Genomic DNA, 19,898 nt, shown 5'->3' with positions numbered 1-19,898 from the left:
AAAACAACAAGCCGAGCCTATCAAGCGCTAGGCGCGCCGCTTCAAGTCTTGACCTTGCAACCCGAGGAAAGCGGCGCAGCCCAGCCAAGGAAGAGTCAATCGGATCAGTGGAGCTCAACCGCGCAATGCCCGTTGCATCAGGCAATTTTGCGCCGCCCGCCTCCCCAGCTGCAAAGGACCCATGCTGGCCATAACACTGCCGATCTACAGACATTGCTAGTCGCAAAGCGTTTGCTAACAACCACCCTAGGCAGGAACTCGAAATGAAAAAAGAAACAGAAACGGGTTATGGCTTGACCGGCATTGACCTGGATTCGATCAGCTTGAAACGGCGCACGTTTTTGCTCGGGGCCGCCGCCTCTGCCGTGGGGTTGTACGTGGGTTCTTTTGTGCCCAGTGCGTTCGCCGCGTCGGGCGGACATTTGGAGATTCTTGGCTGGGAAGGTGAAACCGGTGACGCGGAACTGGCCGAATGGCGCAAACAGCGTGGCATCACCGTGCGCTCCAGCTATGCCAGTAATCAGGACGACATTACCGCGCGGTTGGCCGGTTCCGATCCCGTGCAACTTGACCTGACCATGTACGCGTTGGGTTACGAGACCATCTACCAGGAAATGGGCCTGCTTAAGGCCATCGACACCTCGAAGATCCCCAACTACTCGCAGGAAAATACCGTCCCGCTGTTCTACAAGGGCAAACGTTGGTTCTGGGATGGCAAACAGTGGGGCGTGCCGCTTCTGTGGGGCATGAACACCATTGTCTACAACCCGAAAAACGTGAAAAAGCCTACCGAGTATAAGGACCTGCTGGACCCGAAACTGAAGGGCAAGCTGACCTTCGTCGATGACGGCACCTCAAACTGGTCACTCATCGCGATCATTGCCGGCTACGGCGACAAATTCCCCAACCTGACCCGTGCCGAGTTCGACGACGCCTTCGAAAAACTCAAACCGTATCGCGATCAATGCCGCGTCTTTGCCGCCTCTTCGGGCGACGCGGTGTCCCTGCTGGTGTCGGGCGAAGTCGACGCGGTGTTCTCGGCGTCCGCCAACACCCCGAGCGAAACCGTCAAGCGCGGCGTGACCACCGCGCTGTCAGTTCCCAAAGAAGGCGCAGCGCTCTGGTGCGATGCCCTGTTTATCCCCAAAACCGCCAAAGACGTGCCCCTGGCGCTGGAGTTCATCAACAAGACGCTCGAGGCGGATACCCAGGCCAAGATGGCTACCACCATGTTCTCGGGCGTGGTCAACCAGAAAGCCGTGCCGATGCTGCCCGAAGACCTGCGAAACACCTTCGACTACGCGAACCTCGACAGCTTTTTCGAGAAGTCGAAACTCTACGGCCAGCCCCCCCTGAGCTCCGACAAGTATGTGACCTATGCTGAATGGATCGATCAGTGGGCGAACTTCAAAGGCTCGTTCTAGAGCGGCCGGCAACCCGGTGTAGTGGAAGGTTGGTTTGAACGGACGGTCACCGGAGGGCGCGTGTCTACGGGCACGCGCTGCTCCGTTTGATGAGGGCGATGCAATGGCCTGTCGACGCCATTCGCAGCACCCGGAAACAGCACACGTTACGCCGTGCATGCGCTCGCCAAAGCGCCCTCGTTATCGATAAAAAAAGTAAAGGCACCCTAATCATGAACGTAGTCAACAACAGCGAGCCCATCCTTCTTGATGAACGGGATTCGCAGGCCGGTAAACACGTGAAAATCGACAAAAAAACCCTGAGCGGTTATTTGCTGGCGTCGCCTCCCCTGTTTTTCCTGGTTGTGTTCTTTCTCATCCCGTCGGTGCTGCTGCTGGTCGCCAGTTTCTGGACCGCCAAGACCTTCAGCATGGAACCGGCCGCCACCCTGGCCAACTATGCCAAGGCCCTTGGCGCCAGCGGGTTTTACGATTCGCTCTGGATCGCGCTGCAAAACGGTTTCTGGACCGCCGTGCTGTCAACGGTGATCAGCGCCCCGGTGGCTTATTACATCGTTTATCGAACGCGCTCCAACGCCGTGCTGTACCTGGCGTTGATCTCGTGGTTTTCCAGCTACCTGGTGCGGGTCTACGCCTGGCGCTCGATCCTGGGCACCAACGGCGTGATCAACTCCACCTTGCTGCACCTGGGGCTGATCGATCAACCACTGGACTGGCTGGTGTTCAGCAAGTTTTCCGTGGTGTTGACCCTGGTCCACATCATGTTGCCGTTCACCCTTTTGCTGTTGGTGTCGGGCCTGCGCGACATCAAGAAGGATTACCTCGAAGCGGCCGCCGACCTGGGCGCCAGCGGCGCCACTATTTTGTGGCGGGTGATCATTCCGATGGCGCACAAGAGCATCGTCAGCTCGTTCATGTTCACCTTCGTCCTCGCCGCCAGTGACTACGTCACACCGCAGTTGTTGGGCGGTCGAGACGCCATGACCACCGGCCTGGTGATCGCCAACCAGTTCCGCTCGGTGGGTAACTGGCCACTGGGGGCGGCGATGGCCTACCTGCTGTTGATTGTCTTCATGCTGGTCTATGCGCTGCTGCTGGGTGTGTTGCGGGCGGCCAACCTGGCGCCCGGCAAGCGTTACCACGACTGAATGCCGCCCATAACAATGCAAGGTGACCGCCATGATCAGACTCTTCACTTACGTTTACATGCTGTTTCTCTACGCGCCGATCGCGATTATCACGCTGTTCAGCTTTCACTCGTCGGCTTCGTTGTCGTTCCCGTTCGAGGGCTTCTCCACCCAATGGTATGAGGCGCTGTTCAGCAGTTCGGACTTCATGACGGCACTGACCAACAGTGCCATCGTCGCCGCGGGCTCGACCGTGCTCACCACCCTGCTGGGCACGTTCTCGGCACTGGCGCTGATGCGCATGAAAGGCCGTGTCAAATCGGTCTTTGCCTTCATGAACTTCGCCCCCATCGCCCTGCCCGGTCTGTTCCTCGGGATCGCGCTGGTGATTTTCTTCTCGTTGATCGGCCTGCCGCGTTCGCTGCTGACCGTGGTGATCGGTCATACGCTGTTCACCTTTCCGTTTTTCGTCGAGTCCGTGCGTTCACGCCTGGAGTACTTCGATCTGTCGTTCGAAGAAGCGGCGCGGGACCTGGGCGCCACACCGCTCAAGGCGTTCTGGCTGGTGACGCTGCCGATCATCGGCCCGACGATTGCCGGCGCCGCGATCCTCGCCGTGGCGCTGTCCATGGACGAATTCCTGATCACCGTGTTCGTCACCGGCAGCGACACCACGCTGCCCCTCATGATTCTTTCGATGATGCGCCGCGCCGTCAGCCCAACCATCAATGCCGCCTCGGTATTCATGCTGGTCGTGACCATCGCCATCATCGTCATCGCCGGCCTGGTCATGACCTTGCGCCGTCGTCGTCTCGAACTTGAACGTGCTGAAACTGCAGAGTAATCACCATGACCAACAGTATTGAACTGACCGGAATCTCCAAAAGCTACGGTGGCCTGTCCGCCCTGGGCAAAGTCGACCTGACCGTAAAACGCAACGAAATCCTGACTTTGCTCGGCCCCAGTGGCTGCGGCAAGACCACCCTGATGCGCATCATCGCGGGCTTCGAAGAACCCACCACCGGCAAGGTCGTGATCGACGGCAAGGACTCCACGTCCCTGCCGCCCGAGCAGCGTCCGGTGAACATGGTGTTCCAGAAATACGCGCTGTTCCCGCACCTCGATGTCTTCGACAACGTGGCGTTCGGCCTGCGCCTGAAGAAGAAACCGAAGGATGAGATCAAACGTGAAGTGACCAAGGCCCTGGAGCTGGTGCAATTGGAAGGCTTCAAGAATCGCTGGATCTCCGAGCTCAGCGGCGGCCAGGCCCAAAGGGTCGCTCTGGCCCGGGCGCTGGTGAATCGCCCCGCGGTGTTGCTGCTCGACGAACCGTTAGCGGCACTAGACTTGAAGATTCGCCACCACATGCTCAACGAGATCAAACGGATCCACGAAGAGACCTCGACCACCTTCGTCTATGTGACCCATGACCAGGACGAAGCGATGATCCTGTCGGACCGCGTGGTCCTGTTGAACAAGGGCGGCATCGAACAGATCGGTGGCCCGCAAGAGATGTATTGGTCACCGCGCACACTGTTCGCCGCGAAGTTTTTCGGCGACACCAATATAGTCAACGGCACCTATGGGCTGGGCGATACCAGCAATGGCTTTGTGGACCTGCCGTTCGGTCGCTATGCGCACACGGCCAAGAACAGCCTCGGCGCCGGGCCGGTGAATGTGTCGATCCGTCCTGAAACCATCGGCCTTGAGCCCGCTCTAGGCGCGACGCTGGCTGACGGCGCCTTTGCCGGGAAGGTGAAGGACACATCGTTTATCGGTAATCGGGTGATTTACCGGGTGGCGGTGGCTGGCGGCACCATTGACCTCAAATGCCAGCAACTGCCGACTCCGGGCAGCCTCACGCTGCCGCCCGGAGCGGACGTGGCGCTGACCTGCAAGCCGGACAGTTTTGTGGTGATACCGGCGTAAACACAAACCCCTGCCGAATTCAGCGCGGGATCTATCAGTCACTTCAGCGCTGGATCATTCGCTCTTGCACAAGAGCATGATCCGGCGTTTTTTTTGACCAGGACGGTACACAAAAATGGTCGACTATATCGTGGTCGGGGGCGGGTCAGCCGGGTGCGTGATTGCAGCACGTTTGAGCGAAAATCCGCAGGCTTCAGTGATCCTCCTCGAAGAAGGTCCGAGAGACAGCCACCCGTTTATTCATCTGCCGGTCGGTTTCTACAAGACCAGCCAGGGCAACCTGGTCGAGCATTACCCCTGGGAGCCGCCAGCGGACTATATCGGCACCGCCAACCCCACCATGGTGCAGGCGCGCGTGCTGGGCGGCGGCAGTTCGGTCAACGCCATGGTGTACCTGCGCGGGCAACCCGCCGATTACGACAGTTGGGCCGCCGGCGGTGCTCAGGGCTGGGCCTATCAGGACGTCCTGCCCTTCTTCAGGAAATGCGAGATCAACGACCGCTTCAGCAACGACGCCCACGGCACCGATGGCCCGCTCGGCGTCAGCGATCAGCGTTATACCCACCCCTTGACCAAGCTCTGGCTGCAAGCCTGCCAACAGGCTGGATTGGCCTATAACGCCGACTTCAATTCCGGGGTGCAGGACGGCTGTGGGTTGTATCAAATCAACGCAAAAAACGGCCTGCGATCAAGCGCCTCCATCGCGTACCTGAAGCCTGCGCGCAAGCGCCCGAACCTGACGGTGAAAACCAACTGCCGGGTCTTGCGCATCCTCATCGAAAAGGGGCGCGCGACGGGCGTTGAATACAGGGAGAAAAATCAGCGCCGAGTACTCAGGACTGATGGCGAGGTCATTGTCAGCGCCGGTGCGATCAACTCGCCGAAACTGTTGATGCTGTCGGGCATTGGCCCGGCCAGTCACCTGCACGAAAAAGGGATCAAGGTGATGCATGACCTACCTGGAGTCGGGCAGAACTTGCAGGACCACATCGAAGTGTCCTTGATCAATGAACTGCGGCGCCCCTTGAGCTACGACAAGTACAAAAAGCCGCACTGGAAACTCGCAGCAGGCTTGCAGTACGCGTTGTTTCGGGAAGGCCCGGTGACCTCCAACGTGGTCGAAGGCGGCGCGTTCTGGCGCACGTCGGTGGCGCAGAACCGTGCGGATGCGCAGTACTGCTTCATGGCCGGCGCCGGCGTCGAGGCGGGCGTCGGTTCCGTCCCTGGCGGCAATGGCTGCACCTTGAACGTGTGCCAGACCCGCCCGCGCTCGACGGGTGCCGTGCAACTGCGCAGCGCCAACCCGATGGACTTGCCGTCGATTGAACCCAACTACCTGACCGACCCCTTCGATCTGGAGTGCATGGTGCAAGCGACCGAATTCGGCCGCCACATCATGTCCCAGAGCGCCATGGCCGGGCACATCCTGCGCGAGCACGTCCCCGCCGAACCCTTGCGCACCCACGACGATTACCGCAAGTTCGTGCGCCAACAGGCCCACGCCGCGCTACACCCGGTCGGCACCTGCAAAATGGGCGTGGACGAGATGGCGGTGGTGGACAACACGTTGCGCGTACACGGGATCGAAGGCCTGCGCGTCGCCGACAACTCCATTGCACCGAGTTTGTGCTCCAGCAACACCAACGCACTGGCGATCATGATTGGCGAGAAAGCGGCGGATCATATCCAGCACGCTCATTAGCAAACACAGCACAGCCCCCCTGTGGGAGCAAGCTTGCTCGTGATAGCGGTGTAACAGGCGACATTGATGTTGAATGTACCGCCGTCATCGCGAGCAAGCTCGCTCCCACAGGTGATCTTTGCCGGGCCCAGGACTTGTGAACGACACCAGTCCAGCGTGGGAGGATCAGATCCTGAAGTTGTTCATCAGCACCTGTTGCTGGTTCGCCAGGTCATTCAGAGATTGGCTGATCCGGGCCGATTGATCGGCCTGTTCTACCAATGCACCGGTCACGTCTCTGATCGCCGAGACGTTGCGGTTCACTTCTTCTGTCACCGCACTCTGCTCTTCCGCCGCGCTGGCGATTTGCAGGTTCATGTCCGTCATGATCTCGATGTTTTGGCTGACATGGGCCAACGCACCGACCGCCTCCAGGGCCTGGGCGGCGCTGGCGTCTGCCTGGCGGTGCTGGCTCTGCATGGCATTCACCACCTCGCGCGTACCGCTTTGCAGGCTTTCGATCACGCCCTGGATCTCACTCACGGAATCCTGCGTGCGCTGGGCCAAATGGCGAACCTCATCCGCCACCACCGCAAATCCCCGTCCCGTCTCCCCGGCCCTCGCCGCTTCGATTGCAGCGTTGAGTGCCAACAGATTGGTTTGCTGGGCGATGGTGCGAATCACATCAAGCACACTGCCGATTTTCTCACTGCTGTCGGCAAGCTGGCGGACTCCGGTCATGGCGCCGCTCATGTGATCGGCCAGCAACTGAATGGAATGCGCAGCCGTCTCGATGGTGCCTTTGCAGGACCGCGCCGCGACATCACCATTGCGCGCAGCCGTCGCGGCCATGGACGCATTGCGCGCGACGTCTTGTGAAGTCGCGCTCATCTCATGGGCAGCGGTGGCGACTTGCTCGACCTCGCGCAGTTGTTGCTGCATGCCGCTGCTGGTTTGAGTCGCAATCGACGACGCCTGATCTGCGGTGGATCGAGTCTCCAGAACACTCTGACTGACCTCGGCAATGATCGGCTGCAGCTTATCGAGGAAGCGATTGAACCACCCCACCAGCGCGCCCATTTCGTCACGCCGCTCGGCGCTCAACCGGCGAGTCAGGTCGCCCTCGCCATTGGCAATGTCTTCCAGCATGGCGGACACCCGGCGAATAGGCCGAGTGACACTCACCGCCAACAACCCCATCAATAGCGTACCGGCCACCGTGACCCCGATTCCGGTGGCCACTTGCACCATGACCGACCGCCGATTGGATTGCTCCATGATCTGCTGCATCTCTGCGACCGAGGCCATCAACGTGGCGCGCGGCACTTCGATAACAGTCATCCACTGGCTGGCGTTCGGGATCGGCGAAAACGGCACGACGAGCATCACGTTGGCGCTGTCAGGCTCATCGTGGACCAAGGTTTTCCCCGACTTCGCGCCCTCGAACATGTCAGCAGCCTGTCGTGGGTAGAGGTCCTTGATGGATTTTCCCAACGCCGCAGGGTCGCCGCTTTTACCCATGACGGCACCGGCGGCGCTGACAAACGTCAGTTGTCCCTGGCCGTCGAACAGCGAGGTACTGGCTTTCTGCGCGATGTTTTGCAGGCTGCTCAACGGCAGGTCGATGCTTACCACACCAAGGAATTTCCCACCATCCATCAATGGGATCGCGATGCTCGACGTCAGGGTCGGCACAGCGTTGAGCTGGAAGGTATAGGGCTCGATCAGGCAGGCCTTGCGGGTTTTTTTCGGGCAATTCCACCAGGCTTTCCCAGGGTCACCGTCGTCCAGCATTTCCTTTTCGTCGAGGACGAAGTTCTGCATCGACGAGACGTATACCGCAAACCGGCCTTTAGGGTTGCCGGTGAATTCGGCGCCATTGATGGCGCTCCCGTCGGCACCGTCCAGGGCATTCGGCTCAAACGAAATGCCGACGCCGAGGATCTCCGGTGTGGTCGCCACTTGCGCGCGAATCAGGCGATAGAGATCACCGCGCAACTGCGCCGGGGCCAAGCCATTTTGCTTGGCCTGGCGGCGCATCATCACCACTTGGGTAGCCAGGGAACGGGTGAACATCAGGCTGCTGAGGAAGCGTTGCTCAATCCCGTTGGCCTGCAAGAACCCCGTCGCCTCCAGGTATTGCATGGAGGCCTGGGACAGCGCCTGGGTACTGGACTCGCTGACCACTGCAGAGGTGTCGCGCATCTGTTGAATCGAAAACCCCACCAGGCAAAGCACCATGACAAACAGGCAACTCCCGGCAGCCAGCGTAATTCTTGTTTTAATCGAGAAGGTTCCCATCGCATCGCCTCACTAAAATCCAGCCTGGAACAACGAGTTCTGTCGAGCGCTTCAAAAAAAAAGCTCCCCATACGGAGAGCCTGAAAACACTTGGAAAGACGGTGAGAGTGACCAACAGCAGCGAGAAACGACCCTTTTTCTCGCTACCCGCTTGCCAAGTGCTGCAACTGAGCAACAACCCTCAAGCGTGTTTCTTGTAGCGACGAATGCGAATATCCGCCTGCTCCTTGTGCCCGGCGAAGCCTTCCATGCCGCACAAGCGCGAACAGTATTCGCCAACCAGCACCGACGCTTCGTCCGTCAGCACGCGTTGATAAGTGCAGGTCTTGATGAACTTTCCGACCCACAGCCCGCCGGTGTAACGCGCGGTGCCGGTGGTAGGCAGGGTGTGGTTGGTACCTATCACCTTGTCGCCGTAGGAGACGTTGGTCCGTTCACCGAGGAACAGCGCGCCGTAGTTGGTCATGTGCTCCAGGAAATACAGCGGCTCGCGAGTCATCACCTGGACATGCTCGGATGCAATCCGGTCGGCTTCCTGCACCAGCTCGTCGACGGTGTCGCACAGGATAATTTCGCCATAGTCACGCCAGGCAACCGAGGCGACGGGCGCGGTCGAGAGAATGGCCAATTGGCGCTCGATTTCGGCCGGCAGGGTTTCTGCCAGTACCGTGCTGTTGGTCAGGAACACCGCAGGCGAGTTGACGCCATGTTCAGCCTGGCCTAGCAAGTCGGCGGCGATGATTTCAACATCGGAACTGTCATCGGCAATCACCAGGGTTTCGGTCGGGCCGGCGATCAGGTCGATACCAATTTTGCCGAACAGTTGGCGCTTGGCTTCCGCGACATAAGCGTTACCTGGCCCGACGATCATGTCCACCGCTTTGAAGGTGTCGGTGCCCAGGGCAAACGCGGCAATCGCCTGTACGCCGCCGACGCAATAGATCTCATCGGCACCGGCCAGGTACATCGCGGTGACGATCGCCGGATGGGGGTTGCCATCAAAAGGTGGCGCTGCGGCGACCACGCGTTTCACGCCCGCCACCTTGGCGGTCAGCACGCTCATGTGCGCCGAGGCCAGCAACGGGTATTTGCCGCCGGGGATGTAGCAGGCCACCGAGTTCACCGGAATGTTGCGGTGCCCGAGGATCACCCCCGGCAGGGTTTCGACTTCGACGTCGTGCATGGAGGCTTTTTGCACTTCGGCAAACCGGCGGACTTGCGCCTGGGCGAATTTGATATCGCCGATTTCCTGCTCCGACAGACTGGCGACACACGCCGCGATTTCTGCGTCGGTCAGGCGGAAAGACACGGGTTCCCATTTATCAAATTGCTTCGAGTATTCACGCACGGCGGCGTCGCCGTTCCTGGCGATGTTGGCGATGATCTGCTCAACCGTCTCGCGGACTTGGGACGCAATCTCGGCCTGAGCTTCGACAGGCTTACTTTTCTTCAGATAACGAATCATCAACTTGCTCCAGGTGGTTCTTGAGGGCACGCCACATGCACTCAGCATTGGCGACCATCTTTTCTCACCTCCCTGCCCCGGGCAATTTCGCAGGCTCCTTATTGATGACGCGATCTGACGCAGCACAGACGCAATGCTGAAGCACTGACAGCGACAACTATTGTTATTCGTATAACCATTTATTAACAAACCCTTGCGACCTGATCGTTTTCAGAACTACCGGTTATTTACAAACTGCGACCTGCGCGGCTTTAAGGCCCATAAAACAAGGGCCGCAAGCCATCACCCATAAAAAAACAACGAAGGCATTGACTTAGTAATTCTGAGTGATAGTTTAAATAAGCGGTTATACGTATAACCTAATAATCACACCCAACTTGAAGAGGTGACCAACCGTGAGTCGAGTCTTGTATTTATACGGTGGCTGGCCCGGCCATTACCCCTACGAAATTGCTGCATGGGCTCGGACCGTTTTCCAGGAACTGGATTTCGACGTCGAAGAGTCCACCGACATCTTCACACTGGACAGGGACTTGACCGGTTACGACCTGATCGTGATCGGCTGGAACAACGCCGTGACCACGGAAACGCTGACCGCCTCCCAGGAAAACCGCCTGCTCGAAGCCATAGAAAGCGGCACCGGGCTGGTGGGTTGGCATGGCGCGGGCGCCGCTTTTCGCGCCAGCCTCAAGTATCACTGGGTGCTGGGCGGCTCGTTTCTCGAGCACCCGATGGGCGAAGGTTTTCCCCATCCGTACCAGGTCAACATCATCGACCACAGCCACGAAGTCACCCAAGGCGTCGAGGATTTCGAGGTGCGGTCCGAGCAGTACTACATGCAGGTCGACCCGAACATCCACGTATTGGCCGAAACCACCTTCGACGGTAACCCGTTCCCCTGGCTCAAGGGCCATCGCAGCCCGGTCGCCTGGGTTCGCCAGTGGGGGCAGGGCCGGGTGTTCTATCACTCGATCGGCCACGACACCAGCAACCTGGCCGACCCGAATATCCGCCGCCTGACCAAGCAGGGCCTGAACTGGGCAACTCGCGGCCGCGCACAAAGCACTGAAAAAACCACCCCACTTTCATCAACCCAAGGAGTCCTGTCATGACTAAATTGACCGGCAGCCAGATCGTGGCTCAAACCCTGAAAAACTATGGCGTCGAATACGTCGCCGGCATCCCCGGCCACGGTATCTGGACCCTCACCGATGCCTTCCTTGAGGAAGACTCGAAACTCAAGTTCATCCAGGTCTTCCACGAACAGAGTGCGGTTCACCTTGCGGACGGTTACTACCGGGTTTCCGGCAAGCCGATGGCGGCGGTCACTTCCATCGGTGCCGGCGCGGCCAATACCGTTATCGGCATGGCCACCGCGTTCACCGACTCCACCAGCCTGATGCTGATCACCGGTGGGCCGCCCACCCACATGCGCGGCCACGGATTGCTGCAGGAGCTGGAGCGCTATACCGACAACGACTTTCCGAAAATCGCCGAAGCCGTGACCAAGCGTCACTGGGTCGCGACCCGCGTTGAAGAACTGCCGTTCATGATGCATCGGGCCTGGAGCGCAATGGTCACTGGCCGCCCTGGTCCGGTTCATCTGGAAATCCCGATGGACGTTCAGGCCGAAGCCGCCGAAGTAACCCTGCACGCCCTGGAAGAACGCACCCCGATCGGCAAATGCTTCCCAGACCCGGCAGCTACCGCCCGTGCGGTTGAAGAGCTGAAGACGTGCAAGCGCCCGGTGCTGGTGATCGGCGGCGGTGTCATTACCGGCGAGGCCAGTGCTGAAGTGCTTGCCCTGGCCGAAGCCTGGAAGATTCCGGTGGTGACCACCTGGAACGGCAAAAGCGGCTTCCCCGAAGATCACCCGCTGTTCGCCGGCAGCGTCGGTCAGACCGGTACGATGTGCGGTAATAAAGTGGCGTCCACCGCCGATGTGATCATCGCCGTGGGTTGTCGCTTTACCGACTGGTCGTCGTCCAGTTATGCCAAGGGTGTGACCTTTGCGATTCCGCCGTCGAAGCTGATCCACATCGATATCGATCCGCACGAAATCGGCAAAAACTACCCGGTCACCGTGGGTATCTGTGCCGATGCGAAATACGCCCTGGCCCACATCGTCGAAGGCTTGAAAGGCCAGACCGTGGACCGCGAAGAATACCTGGCCGACCTGCGCGGTTATCAGGACGAATGGGAAACCAAACTGGCGGGTCGTCGCGACTCCGACCGCTTCCCGTTTACCTCGCAACGTCCGCTGGGCGCGCTGCGCAAGATCTTCCCGCGGGACACCATTGTGGTGGTCGGCTCCGGCAACACCCAGGGCGCGGTCAAGCAGACCTTCCCGGTGTACACGCCGCGTACACACCTGACCTCTGGCGGTTTCTCGTCCATGGGCTGGGCGGTGCCTGCGGCGATCGGAGCCAAACTGGCGGCGCCGAACCAACCGGTGGTGTGCATCCTCGGCGATGGTGACTTCCTGATGACCTCACAGGAAATTGCGATCTGCGTGACCAACAACATTCCCGTGGTGTTCATGATCCAGAACAACGCCGGATACATGTCGATTCGCGGTGGCCAGCGCAAGCAGACCAGTCGCCACATCGGCACCGAGTTCAACCACCCGGATGGCACGCCGTACAGCCCGGATTTCAAAGCGGTCGGCGAAGCCTTCGGCCTGAAATCCTATCGCGTGGAGCGCCCTGAAGACCTCGAGCCAATCCTGCAGGAAGCCCTGGACCTCAACGTGCCGGTGCTGATCGAAGTCCCGACTGACCGTGACGCCGCGGGCCCTTGGGTGCCGGGTTGGTGGGACTTCCCGATTCCTGAGTACATCACCGACGAACGCCAGGACGAATACCGGGAACTACGCAACTCCGAACAGCACCTATAAGAACTGGAGCAGCTCAAATGAGTGATGCCTTGATTTCGCATCATGCAGAGCTGAATCCACAACCGGGGGCGCCGCGCGAACCGCGCGCCCTCGACGTGGTGACACCTGATGCAGATGGCAATATCAACTGTGATGTCGTGATTATCGGCTCGGGCATGGGCGGCTCAACCTTTGCCCATGCGCTGCGCGAGAGTGGGCTGGACATTGTGATCGTCGAACGGGGGGATTTCCTGCCCCGTGAAATACAGAACTGGAGCAGCGAATCGGTGTTCGCCGAAGGCCGCTATCGCAATGCCGAACAGTGGCTGGATGAATCCAATCAAGCGTTTTCGCCGGGGGTGTTTTATTACGTCGGCGGCAACACCAAATTCTACGGCGCCATGCTGCCACGGTTTCGCGAAGAGGATTTTGGCGAAATTCAGCACGCCGAGGGCGTTTCACCCGCATGGCCCATCAGTTACGCGCAGTTGGAACCCTGGTACGCCGAAGCCGAAAAGCTTTATCGGGTGCATGGCCAGGCCGGCATCGACCCCAGCGAACCCTGGCGCTCGGGCCCTTTTCCGCTACCTGCGCTCAAACATGACCCCGCCCTGATTCCGCTGGAACAAAGCATGCGGCGTTCCGGGCTCAAACCCTTCGTGATGCCGGCAGCGGTGGATTATGGCGACGGCGGTGACTGCGTATTGTGTTCAACCTGCGACGGCTATCCTTGCCTCGTCGATGCCAAGGCTGACGCTGAAGTATCGGCGCTGAGACCTGCCTTGCGCAGTGGCACCGTCAGGCTGATGACCCGCACCACGATCAAACAACTGATCACCGGCACCGACGGCCGGACCGTGAACGAGGCCCGTGGCCTGATTGATGGCCGCGAGGTGACGCTTCGAGCCAAACGTTTTGTCCTGGCGTGCGGCGCGGTGAACAGCGCAGCCCTGTTGTTCAAGTCGGCGAACGATCAGCACCCTGAAGGCCTTGGCAACAGCTCTGGGCAACTGGGGCGCAACTACATGGTTCACAACAGCACCTTCATGCTGGCGGTGGACCCGCGACGCAAGAACAAAGTGATCTTCCAGAAGACCCTGGCCATCAACGACTGGTACAGCGCCAGCCCGCACAATTCGTTCCCGCTGGGTAACGTGCAGATGCTGGGAAAAATCCGTGAGCCCATGATTACCTCCATGCGCCCGTGGCTGCCAAAGTTCGCATCGCGATACATCACCGACCACAGCGTCGACCTGTATCTGACCTCTGAGGATTTGCCGACGCAGGAAAACCGCGTCACGTATGACAAACAGCGTGGTGCGATCAAGGTCCACTGGACGCCGAACAACCTCAAGGCTCATGAAGGTTTGGTGAGCAAGACCAGTAAAGTGATGCGCGAGGCGGGCTATCCAGTGATTCTGAAAGCACGCATGGGGATTGCCACCAACTCGCATCAATGCGGCACTGCCGTGATGGGCACCGACCCCGCTACCAGTGTGCTGGACGTGAATTGCAAGCTGCATGACCTGAATAACGTCTGGGTGGTCGACAGCTCTTTCTTCCCCTCATCGGCCGCGGTCAATCCGGCACTGACCATCGCCGCCAATGCCCTTCGGGTCGCGGCGAGCTTCAAACGCCTGCCGAGTTGAACGGTAAAAACCAACCTGAAGAATGGCTGCGGCGTACTTTACGCCGCAGCCCTGCGAGTTCTTAAGCGTCTGCTGCCTGCACATTGAGCGTCGATGTGCGCACAATCAATTTCGTGGCGAAAATCTTCTGCTCGGGTTCGAGCCGGGTGCCGGCTGGCGCATTCAGTTGTTCGGTCAGCATTCTTGCGGCGTAAACGCCCTTCTCCACCATGGGCTGGCCAATCGTGGTCAAACCGAGCTGAACCGCCTCAGGAATATCGTCAAAGCCAATTACGGAAAGGGTTTGCGGGACATTGCGATTGAGCGCGTGAGCCGTTTTCATGCAGGCGATCGCCATCACATCCGAGCAGGCAACCACCGCCGTGACGTCGTTGGACGTCAGCAGCGTGAAGGCGGCCGCTTGCCCCGCCGTCGAATCAAGTCCACCGGCCTCGATAATGCTCAGGTCCTCGAAGGCCAGGCCGGCCACACTCGCCGCTTCCACGTACCCGGTCAGCCGCTCTCTCACAATGCGCTCACTGGCGCTTTTGAATCGCTGCTGATCAATCGGGCCGCGATAACCGTCGGGGTTCAGACGGTCAATGATGATGCCTATTTTGCGATGCCCCAGGTCCAGCAGGTGTTGCATCTGCGTACGGGCGGCACCGCGATCATCAATCCCGACAAAAAATGAGTCTTCCACCAGTGGGGAATCGATCACCACAAACGGAATGTTCTGTTTCACCACGGCCAATACGGCTGGGTGATCATCAGGCAAGGTTGAGATAATCAAACCGTCCACCAGCCCGCGAAGAGCAAGGCTGCCGTGATTCGCCGCCTGCGCACGACCGACGAGCCGGTTGTTATTGAGTGGAAACAACGTCAGCGCGACATTTTCCAGCTCCCCTACTTCACTGATCCCGCGCAATAAGGCGATGGTGCAGGGATCGGCGAACGCCAGGGACAATTTGTCCATCATCATCAGCCCGATCGCCCCGATCTTGCCCGAGCGAAGGCTTCGTCCCAGAACATTGGGTCCCGGGTAGCCCAATGAGGCGGCCACCTCAAGGATGTGCTCACGCTGGGCTTGCGACAATTTGGAGGGGCGATTGTAAGCGTACGACACCGCAGGCTGAGACACCCCCGCCGCCAGTGCTACATCTTTCATTGAAACGGATGCCATCGCTTGCTTCCCAATCTTTTTGAAACCTCATACGAGGTCCGTGAAAAAACATGCACTCAGTGTAACCGTTGACGGGAAGCCTTCGGAACCAGTCGAGTAGCACTGACCATGATCGCGATCATTAATGAAGCGACTGCGAGCAGCGCCGCAGACAGACTGGTCGCGTGAGCGAAGAGTCCAATGACTGCCGGACCCATCAAGATGCCGAGGTAACCGAGACTGGTTGCCGCGGCAATCGCCAACTCACCCGGCATCGTCTGTTGGGCACCTGCCAGCGATAAGTAAACCGGAGCAATGTTCGCCAAACCAATACCTATGACGGCGAACCCCACCAGGTTTAGGAGCCAGTTCGTCGCCAGCACAACCATCATGAAACCCAGTATGACAATAAGGCCGCCACCGATGAGCACCACGCGCGAACCAAGCTTCAGCAGAATCCGGTCGCCACTCAATCGTCCCAAGGCCATCATCACGGCGAACGCCGCGTAGCCCAGGCCGGCAATCGAATGCTGAACTCCACGTACCTCCGCGAGAAACACCGCGCTCCAGTCAAGAATCGCCCCTTCCGCGAGAAAGGCGAACAGACAGAGCAAGCCCAACAACAAGACTTTTCGCGTGGGCCGGACAAATATCGGGCTGCCTTCATCGCCGCTGCGCCCCAACATTTGCCGCCCGGCGGTCAGGGCGAAAGCGACCAGTGCCGCCAACACCGCGCTGCTCGCCAGCAAAGGCGTAGCGCCGAGCCATAACAAGATGGTCATACCCGCCGCACTGACAATCGTTCCCAGGCTGAACAATCCATGAAAGCCTGACATGAGTGAACGGCCCGTCGCGCGCTCCACCATCACCCCTTGTACGTTCATCGTCACGTCGACTGATCCGCACCCAGCGCCGAAAACTGTCAAGGCAAACATCAAGCCTGCAAATGAATGCGTCGTCGCTAGCATCGGCAATGTCAGTAATACCAGTGCGATACCGACGTGCATGGTGAAGCGGCAACCTTTCCTGGCGTTCAGAATGCCGGCAAGCGGCATCATCACCAGTGAGCCCAGGCCGAGGCATAGCAACAGCAGGCCTAACGCACCGTCGTCGACCCCTGCTCGACTACGTGCATAAGGAACCAGAGGTGCCCATGCGCCCATGCAAAGGCCTGACATCAGAAATGTCAGCCGGTAGGCGGCCATATCAGGTGTGGCACACGGCAATACCAATTCTTGAGACGACACGCAAACCTCTGTGTTCGATTCATTAAGGTTATACGTATAACTCAAAACAATAAAATAGGCCAACAGGACAACGAAAAGCAGGACAACCACGCCCAGTAGGACTTGAGATTCGAATCTGCACGCACTGGCCACAAAATCGAAAAGGATTGACAGCCAGTCTGTTGCCAATGTTACTTTTATAAAGTTATACGTATAACCCTAACCACATAACCTTCCAATTGCATGAACACCCCAAAAAAAACAAAAGGGACAATGCAGCGTGATTAACAACATTCAAAGAACACAGATCCCCGATCGCATTCGCAAGGCGCGCATCGCGACTTTCCTGGGCTTCATGATGATTGGCGCCATGATGTACATCTGGTCGACAGGTGTCAGTGTCTTCAGAGCGCAACTGGGCTTTACCGGCGAGTTGGGAGATGCGAACTTCGGTTTAGTCGCACTCGGGGTTGGTGTGGGTTCGGCAACGGGTGCGCTGTGGGTTGGCCGCTTGTTGGACACTTTCGGTGCAAAGCCAGTCATCACGGTGTGCGCACTCGCGTATCCCCTCTCCATTATTCCGCTGGGTTTCGTCAGTAATTTCTGGTTCGCGTTGTGCTTCGGTGTTGTGCTCGGTCTACTGCGAGGCGCGCTGGATACCGCGTTGAATGCGCATGGTGTTCAAGTCGAACGCTTCTACCAGCGCTCGATCATGTCTGGCTTCCACGCGTTTTATTCACTGGGCGGCTTTCTGCTGGGGATGGTGTGCAGTTGGCTGACCGGTTTCTACACCGACAGCGTGCAAGTGCCCTACACCGTACTTGGCGTGGCGCTATTTATCGTGGGCTGTTTTTTCAGCCGATGGCTGCTCGGCAAGCATGATGTTCCCGAGTCGTCATCCAGCGACTGGCACACAGGCGCCCGCTCGACAGATGAGTCAGGCAAAGGCCCATCGACCAAAACGTTACTGGTCATGATTGCGCTCGGTACCCTGTTGCTAGGCAGCATGATGGGAGAAAACGCGATTGCCGACTGGGGCCAGGAATACATTCGGCGTGAGTTCTCGACAACGACCTCGACAGCCGGCATGGCAGTCTCCGTCTTCGTTGGTGCAGCCTTTGTCGGGCGTCTTTTTGGTGACCGGTTGGCTGCCGCGTTCGGTAATTCACAGGTGGTTTTCGGCTGCGGGACGCTGTGTGTCCTCGGCATGATCATCACCATTGTCGGTGGCACCGCAGTGACCGGCATCTTCGGCTTCGCACTGTTCGGCCTCGGACTGTCCTGCATCGCCCCCCTGATGATTTCTGCCGCCGGACGCCGCGACCCACAACATGCGGGTCGCAACATCGGCATCGTTAACTGTATCGGGTTCTCCGGGATGCTTGTGGGGCCGGCCGCCATCACGGTGATTGTCAGCAACTTTGGCCTGGGCAGGCTGATGTTTTTCCCGTTGATCATGCTGGGCTTGCTGGCAACGCTCGGCCCATTGCTGACGCGAACACCCAAAACAGCTTCGACCGATAAACAACGCCTTGCACGCAGCAACAACGCCTCATTAAAAAAAAATGTTCTCTAAACGTGCAGCAGCGAAAAGAAACTGGCGACTCATCTCGTCCGGGGTTCTGACAACAATAAAATCGGGGGATCTATACCAATGAGCACTTACAACACGCAGGAGACTCCGCCTGTTGGCGGCAAACTTTCAAAAGGCCTTAACAGCCGGCAGATCACCATGATCTCGATTGGCGGTGTGATCGGCGCCGGCTTTTTCGTCGGATCGGCCAGCGCTATTTCCGCCGCTGGCCCGGCAGTCCTTGTCTCGTTCGCTATCGCCGCGGTCATGGTCATTTTGGTTATGACCATGTTGGGAGAACTGGCGACCGCCAATCCGGATACGGGCTCATTCTCAACTTACGCTCAACAGGCATTGGGACGCTGGGCCGGCTTCTCTATCGGATGGTTGTATTGGTGGTTCTATGTGCTGGTCATCCCGCTTGAGGCCATCGTCGCCTCGGACATCCTCGGCGGCTGGCTGGGTGTACCGTCAATGTGGGTGGGCGCCGTCATGATCGCTTTGCTGACGGCCACCAACATCCTCAGCGTCAAGAACTTTGGCACCCTGGAGTACTGGTTCTCGCTGTTCAAGGTCATCACTATCTTGGCCTTCATCGCGCTGGGCCTCGCTGCGATCTTCGGATTATTACCTGGCTCCACAACCAGCGGTGTGAGCCACCTCTGGATTGATGGTGGCTTCGCCCCTACGGGCGGCAAGGGCATACTCGCCGCGCTGGTACTGGCGATGTTCAGCTTCACCGGCATGGAGATCGTCACCATTGCCGCCGCCGAATCCCCGGATCCGCGTACCAGCATTCGCAAAGCCATACGATCGGTTGTCTGGCGGATGGTGATTTTCTACTTCGGCTCAATTTTCGTGATCGTGAGCCTGGTTGCCTGGAACGCCCCGGCGCTGGCGAACGGTTCTTTCCAGGCAACGCTGGAAGCGATGAACATTCCCGCTGCGGCGACGATTGTCCAGACCGTCATCCTGGTTGGCGTCGCCAGCACCTTGAACTCTGCAATCTTCACCGCCTCACGGATGGGTTACTCCCTCGCTTCACGAGGTGACGCTCCGCGATCATGGGCTAAAACGACACATAACGGTGTGCCACGGATCTCGATTTTTTACTCCAGTGCAGCATCGTTGATTCTGCTGGTCGCTAACTACACCCTGCCGCAAGCCGTTCTGGTGCCACTGATTGCGACGATTGGCACAATTGCGTTGGTTATGTATCTGGTGATTGCGATCAGCCACGTCATTCTTCGCAAGCGTGCCATTGCGAGTGGAGAAAAACTGCTGGTAAAGGTGCCCTTCTTCCCGGTGCTTTCTTACATCACCATCGCCTTTATTCTGGTGTTCCTGGGCCTTATGGCTTTCGTCCCGGGGCATCAAATGGAATTGGGGGTTTCCGCTGTCTTGTCATTGATGTTGGTCGTGATCGGTGTGTACCTACAGCGGCGCGATGCTGGTGACGCAACGGTGATGAGCCGAGGTTGAAGTACCGTCGAGGTGGTTGAGCGAT

The 19,898-nt window shown here is 58.7% G+C and carries 14 protein-coding genes and 1 pseudogene; 10 read left to right on the top strand and 5 right to left on the bottom strand.

Annotation, left to right across the window (positions count from 1 at the left end):
• The first annotated feature begins 263 nt into the window (after positions 1 to 263).
• The 5 genes from VD17_RS05630 (at position 264) to VD17_RS05610 (ending at position 6,182) form a co-directional block, all read left to right on the top strand.
• Positions 264 to 1,424, top strand: coding sequence for an ABC transporter substrate-binding protein (locus VD17_RS05630; RefSeq protein ID WP_046053027.1), 1,161 nt, complete (start codon positions 264 to 266; stop codon positions 1,422 to 1,424).
• A 212-nt stretch (positions 1,425 to 1,636) separates the two neighbouring features.
• Positions 1,637 to 2,572: an ABC transporter permease gene (locus VD17_RS05625; protein WP_046053101.1), complete on the top strand. Its 936-nt coding sequence runs from the start codon at positions 1,637 to 1,639 to the stop codon at positions 2,570 to 2,572.
• 31 nt (positions 2,573 to 2,603) lie between these two features.
• A complete protein-coding gene (locus VD17_RS05620; protein ID WP_046053026.1) occupies positions 2,604 to 3,395 on the top strand; it encodes an ABC transporter permease in 792 nt (263 codons plus the stop codon).
• Positions 3,396 to 3,400: 5 nt separating this feature from the next.
• Positions 3,401 to 4,480, top strand: coding sequence for an ABC transporter ATP-binding protein (locus tag VD17_RS05615; protein ID WP_046053025.1), 1,080 nt, complete (start codon positions 3,401 to 3,403; stop codon positions 4,478 to 4,480).
• A gap of 115 nt (positions 4,481 to 4,595) precedes the next feature.
• A complete protein-coding gene (locus VD17_RS05610; RefSeq protein WP_046053024.1) occupies positions 4,596 to 6,182 on the top strand; it encodes a GMC family oxidoreductase in 1,587 nt (528 codons plus the stop codon).
• Between the two features lie 165 nt (positions 6,183 to 6,347).
• On the opposite strand, the gene VD17_RS33045 is transcribed toward VD17_RS05610, so the two are convergent.
• From VD17_RS33045 to hisD, 3 genes and pseudogenes are all read right to left on the bottom strand, one after another.
• Complete coding sequence (locus tag VD17_RS33045) at positions 6,348 to 7,103, bottom strand: methyl-accepting chemotaxis protein (RefSeq protein ID WP_440130558.1); 756 nt, start codon at positions 7,101 to 7,103, stop codon at positions 6,348 to 6,350.
• A 102-nt stretch (positions 7,104 to 7,205) separates the two neighbouring features.
• A pseudogene (locus VD17_RS33040) lies at positions 7,206 to 8,201 on the bottom strand (PDC sensor domain-containing protein); the annotation flags it as partial.
• 442 nt (positions 8,202 to 8,643) lie between these two features.
• Positions 8,644 to 9,927, bottom strand: a complete 1,284-nt coding sequence (hisD, locus tag VD17_RS05600) for a histidinol dehydrogenase (RefSeq protein WP_046053022.1) — start codon at positions 9,925 to 9,927, stop codon at positions 8,644 to 8,646.
• Between the two features lie 395 nt (positions 9,928 to 10,322).
• Between hisD and VD17_RS05595 the strand changes: the two genes are divergently transcribed.
• Genes VD17_RS05595 through VD17_RS05585 form a run of 3 tightly spaced genes read left to right on the top strand, consistent with a single transcriptional unit; the run spans position 10,323 to position 14,451 of the window.
• Positions 10,323 to 11,039, top strand: coding sequence for a ThuA domain-containing protein (locus VD17_RS05595; RefSeq protein WP_046053021.1), 717 nt, complete (start codon positions 10,323 to 10,325; stop codon positions 11,037 to 11,039).
• Positions 11,036 to 12,823: a thiamine pyrophosphate-binding protein gene (locus VD17_RS05590; RefSeq protein WP_046053020.1), complete on the top strand. Its 1,788-nt coding sequence runs from the start codon at positions 11,036 to 11,038 to the stop codon at positions 12,821 to 12,823. The genes VD17_RS05595 and VD17_RS05590 overlap by 4 nt, the downstream gene beginning before the upstream one ends.
• Before the next feature lie 17 nt (positions 12,824 to 12,840).
• Positions 12,841 to 14,451, top strand: a complete 1,611-nt coding sequence (locus VD17_RS05585; protein WP_046053019.1) for a GMC oxidoreductase — start codon at positions 12,841 to 12,843, stop codon at positions 14,449 to 14,451.
• A gap of 61 nt (positions 14,452 to 14,512) precedes the next feature.
• Here VD17_RS05585 and VD17_RS05580 read toward each other — a convergent pair whose 3' ends face one another.
• Both VD17_RS05580 and VD17_RS05575 read right to left on the bottom strand, forming a co-directional pair.
• Entirely contained in the window at positions 14,513 to 15,613 is a 1,101-nt protein-coding gene (locus tag VD17_RS05580) for a LacI family DNA-binding transcriptional regulator (RefSeq protein WP_046053018.1), read from the bottom strand.
• Between the two features lie 56 nt (positions 15,614 to 15,669).
• Positions 15,670 to 16,797: an MFS transporter gene (locus VD17_RS05575; protein ID WP_046053017.1), complete on the bottom strand. Its 1,128-nt coding sequence runs from the start codon at positions 16,795 to 16,797 to the stop codon at positions 15,670 to 15,672.
• Between the two features lie 304 nt (positions 16,798 to 17,101).
• Between VD17_RS05575 and VD17_RS05570 the strand changes: the two genes are divergently transcribed.
• Positions 17,102 to 18,394 carry an MFS transporter gene (locus VD17_RS05570; protein ID WP_052962683.1) on the top strand — a complete coding sequence of 431 codons (1,293 nt, stop codon included), beginning with the start codon at positions 17,102 to 17,104 and terminating at the stop codon, positions 18,392 to 18,394.
• A 78-nt stretch (positions 18,395 to 18,472) separates the two neighbouring features.
• Entirely contained in the window at positions 18,473 to 19,873 is a 1,401-nt protein-coding gene (locus tag VD17_RS05565) for an amino acid permease (RefSeq protein WP_046053016.1), read from the top strand.
• Positions 19,874 to 19,898: the final 25 nt, after the last annotated feature.

Source organism: Pseudomonas fluorescens, assembly GCF_000968015.1.
GTDB lineage: Bacteria > Pseudomonadota > Gammaproteobacteria > Pseudomonadales > Pseudomonadaceae > Aquipseudomonas > Aquipseudomonas fluorescens_W.
Note: the sequence above shows the minus strand (reverse complement) of the source record. Positions and strands in the feature narration are given on the sequence as shown.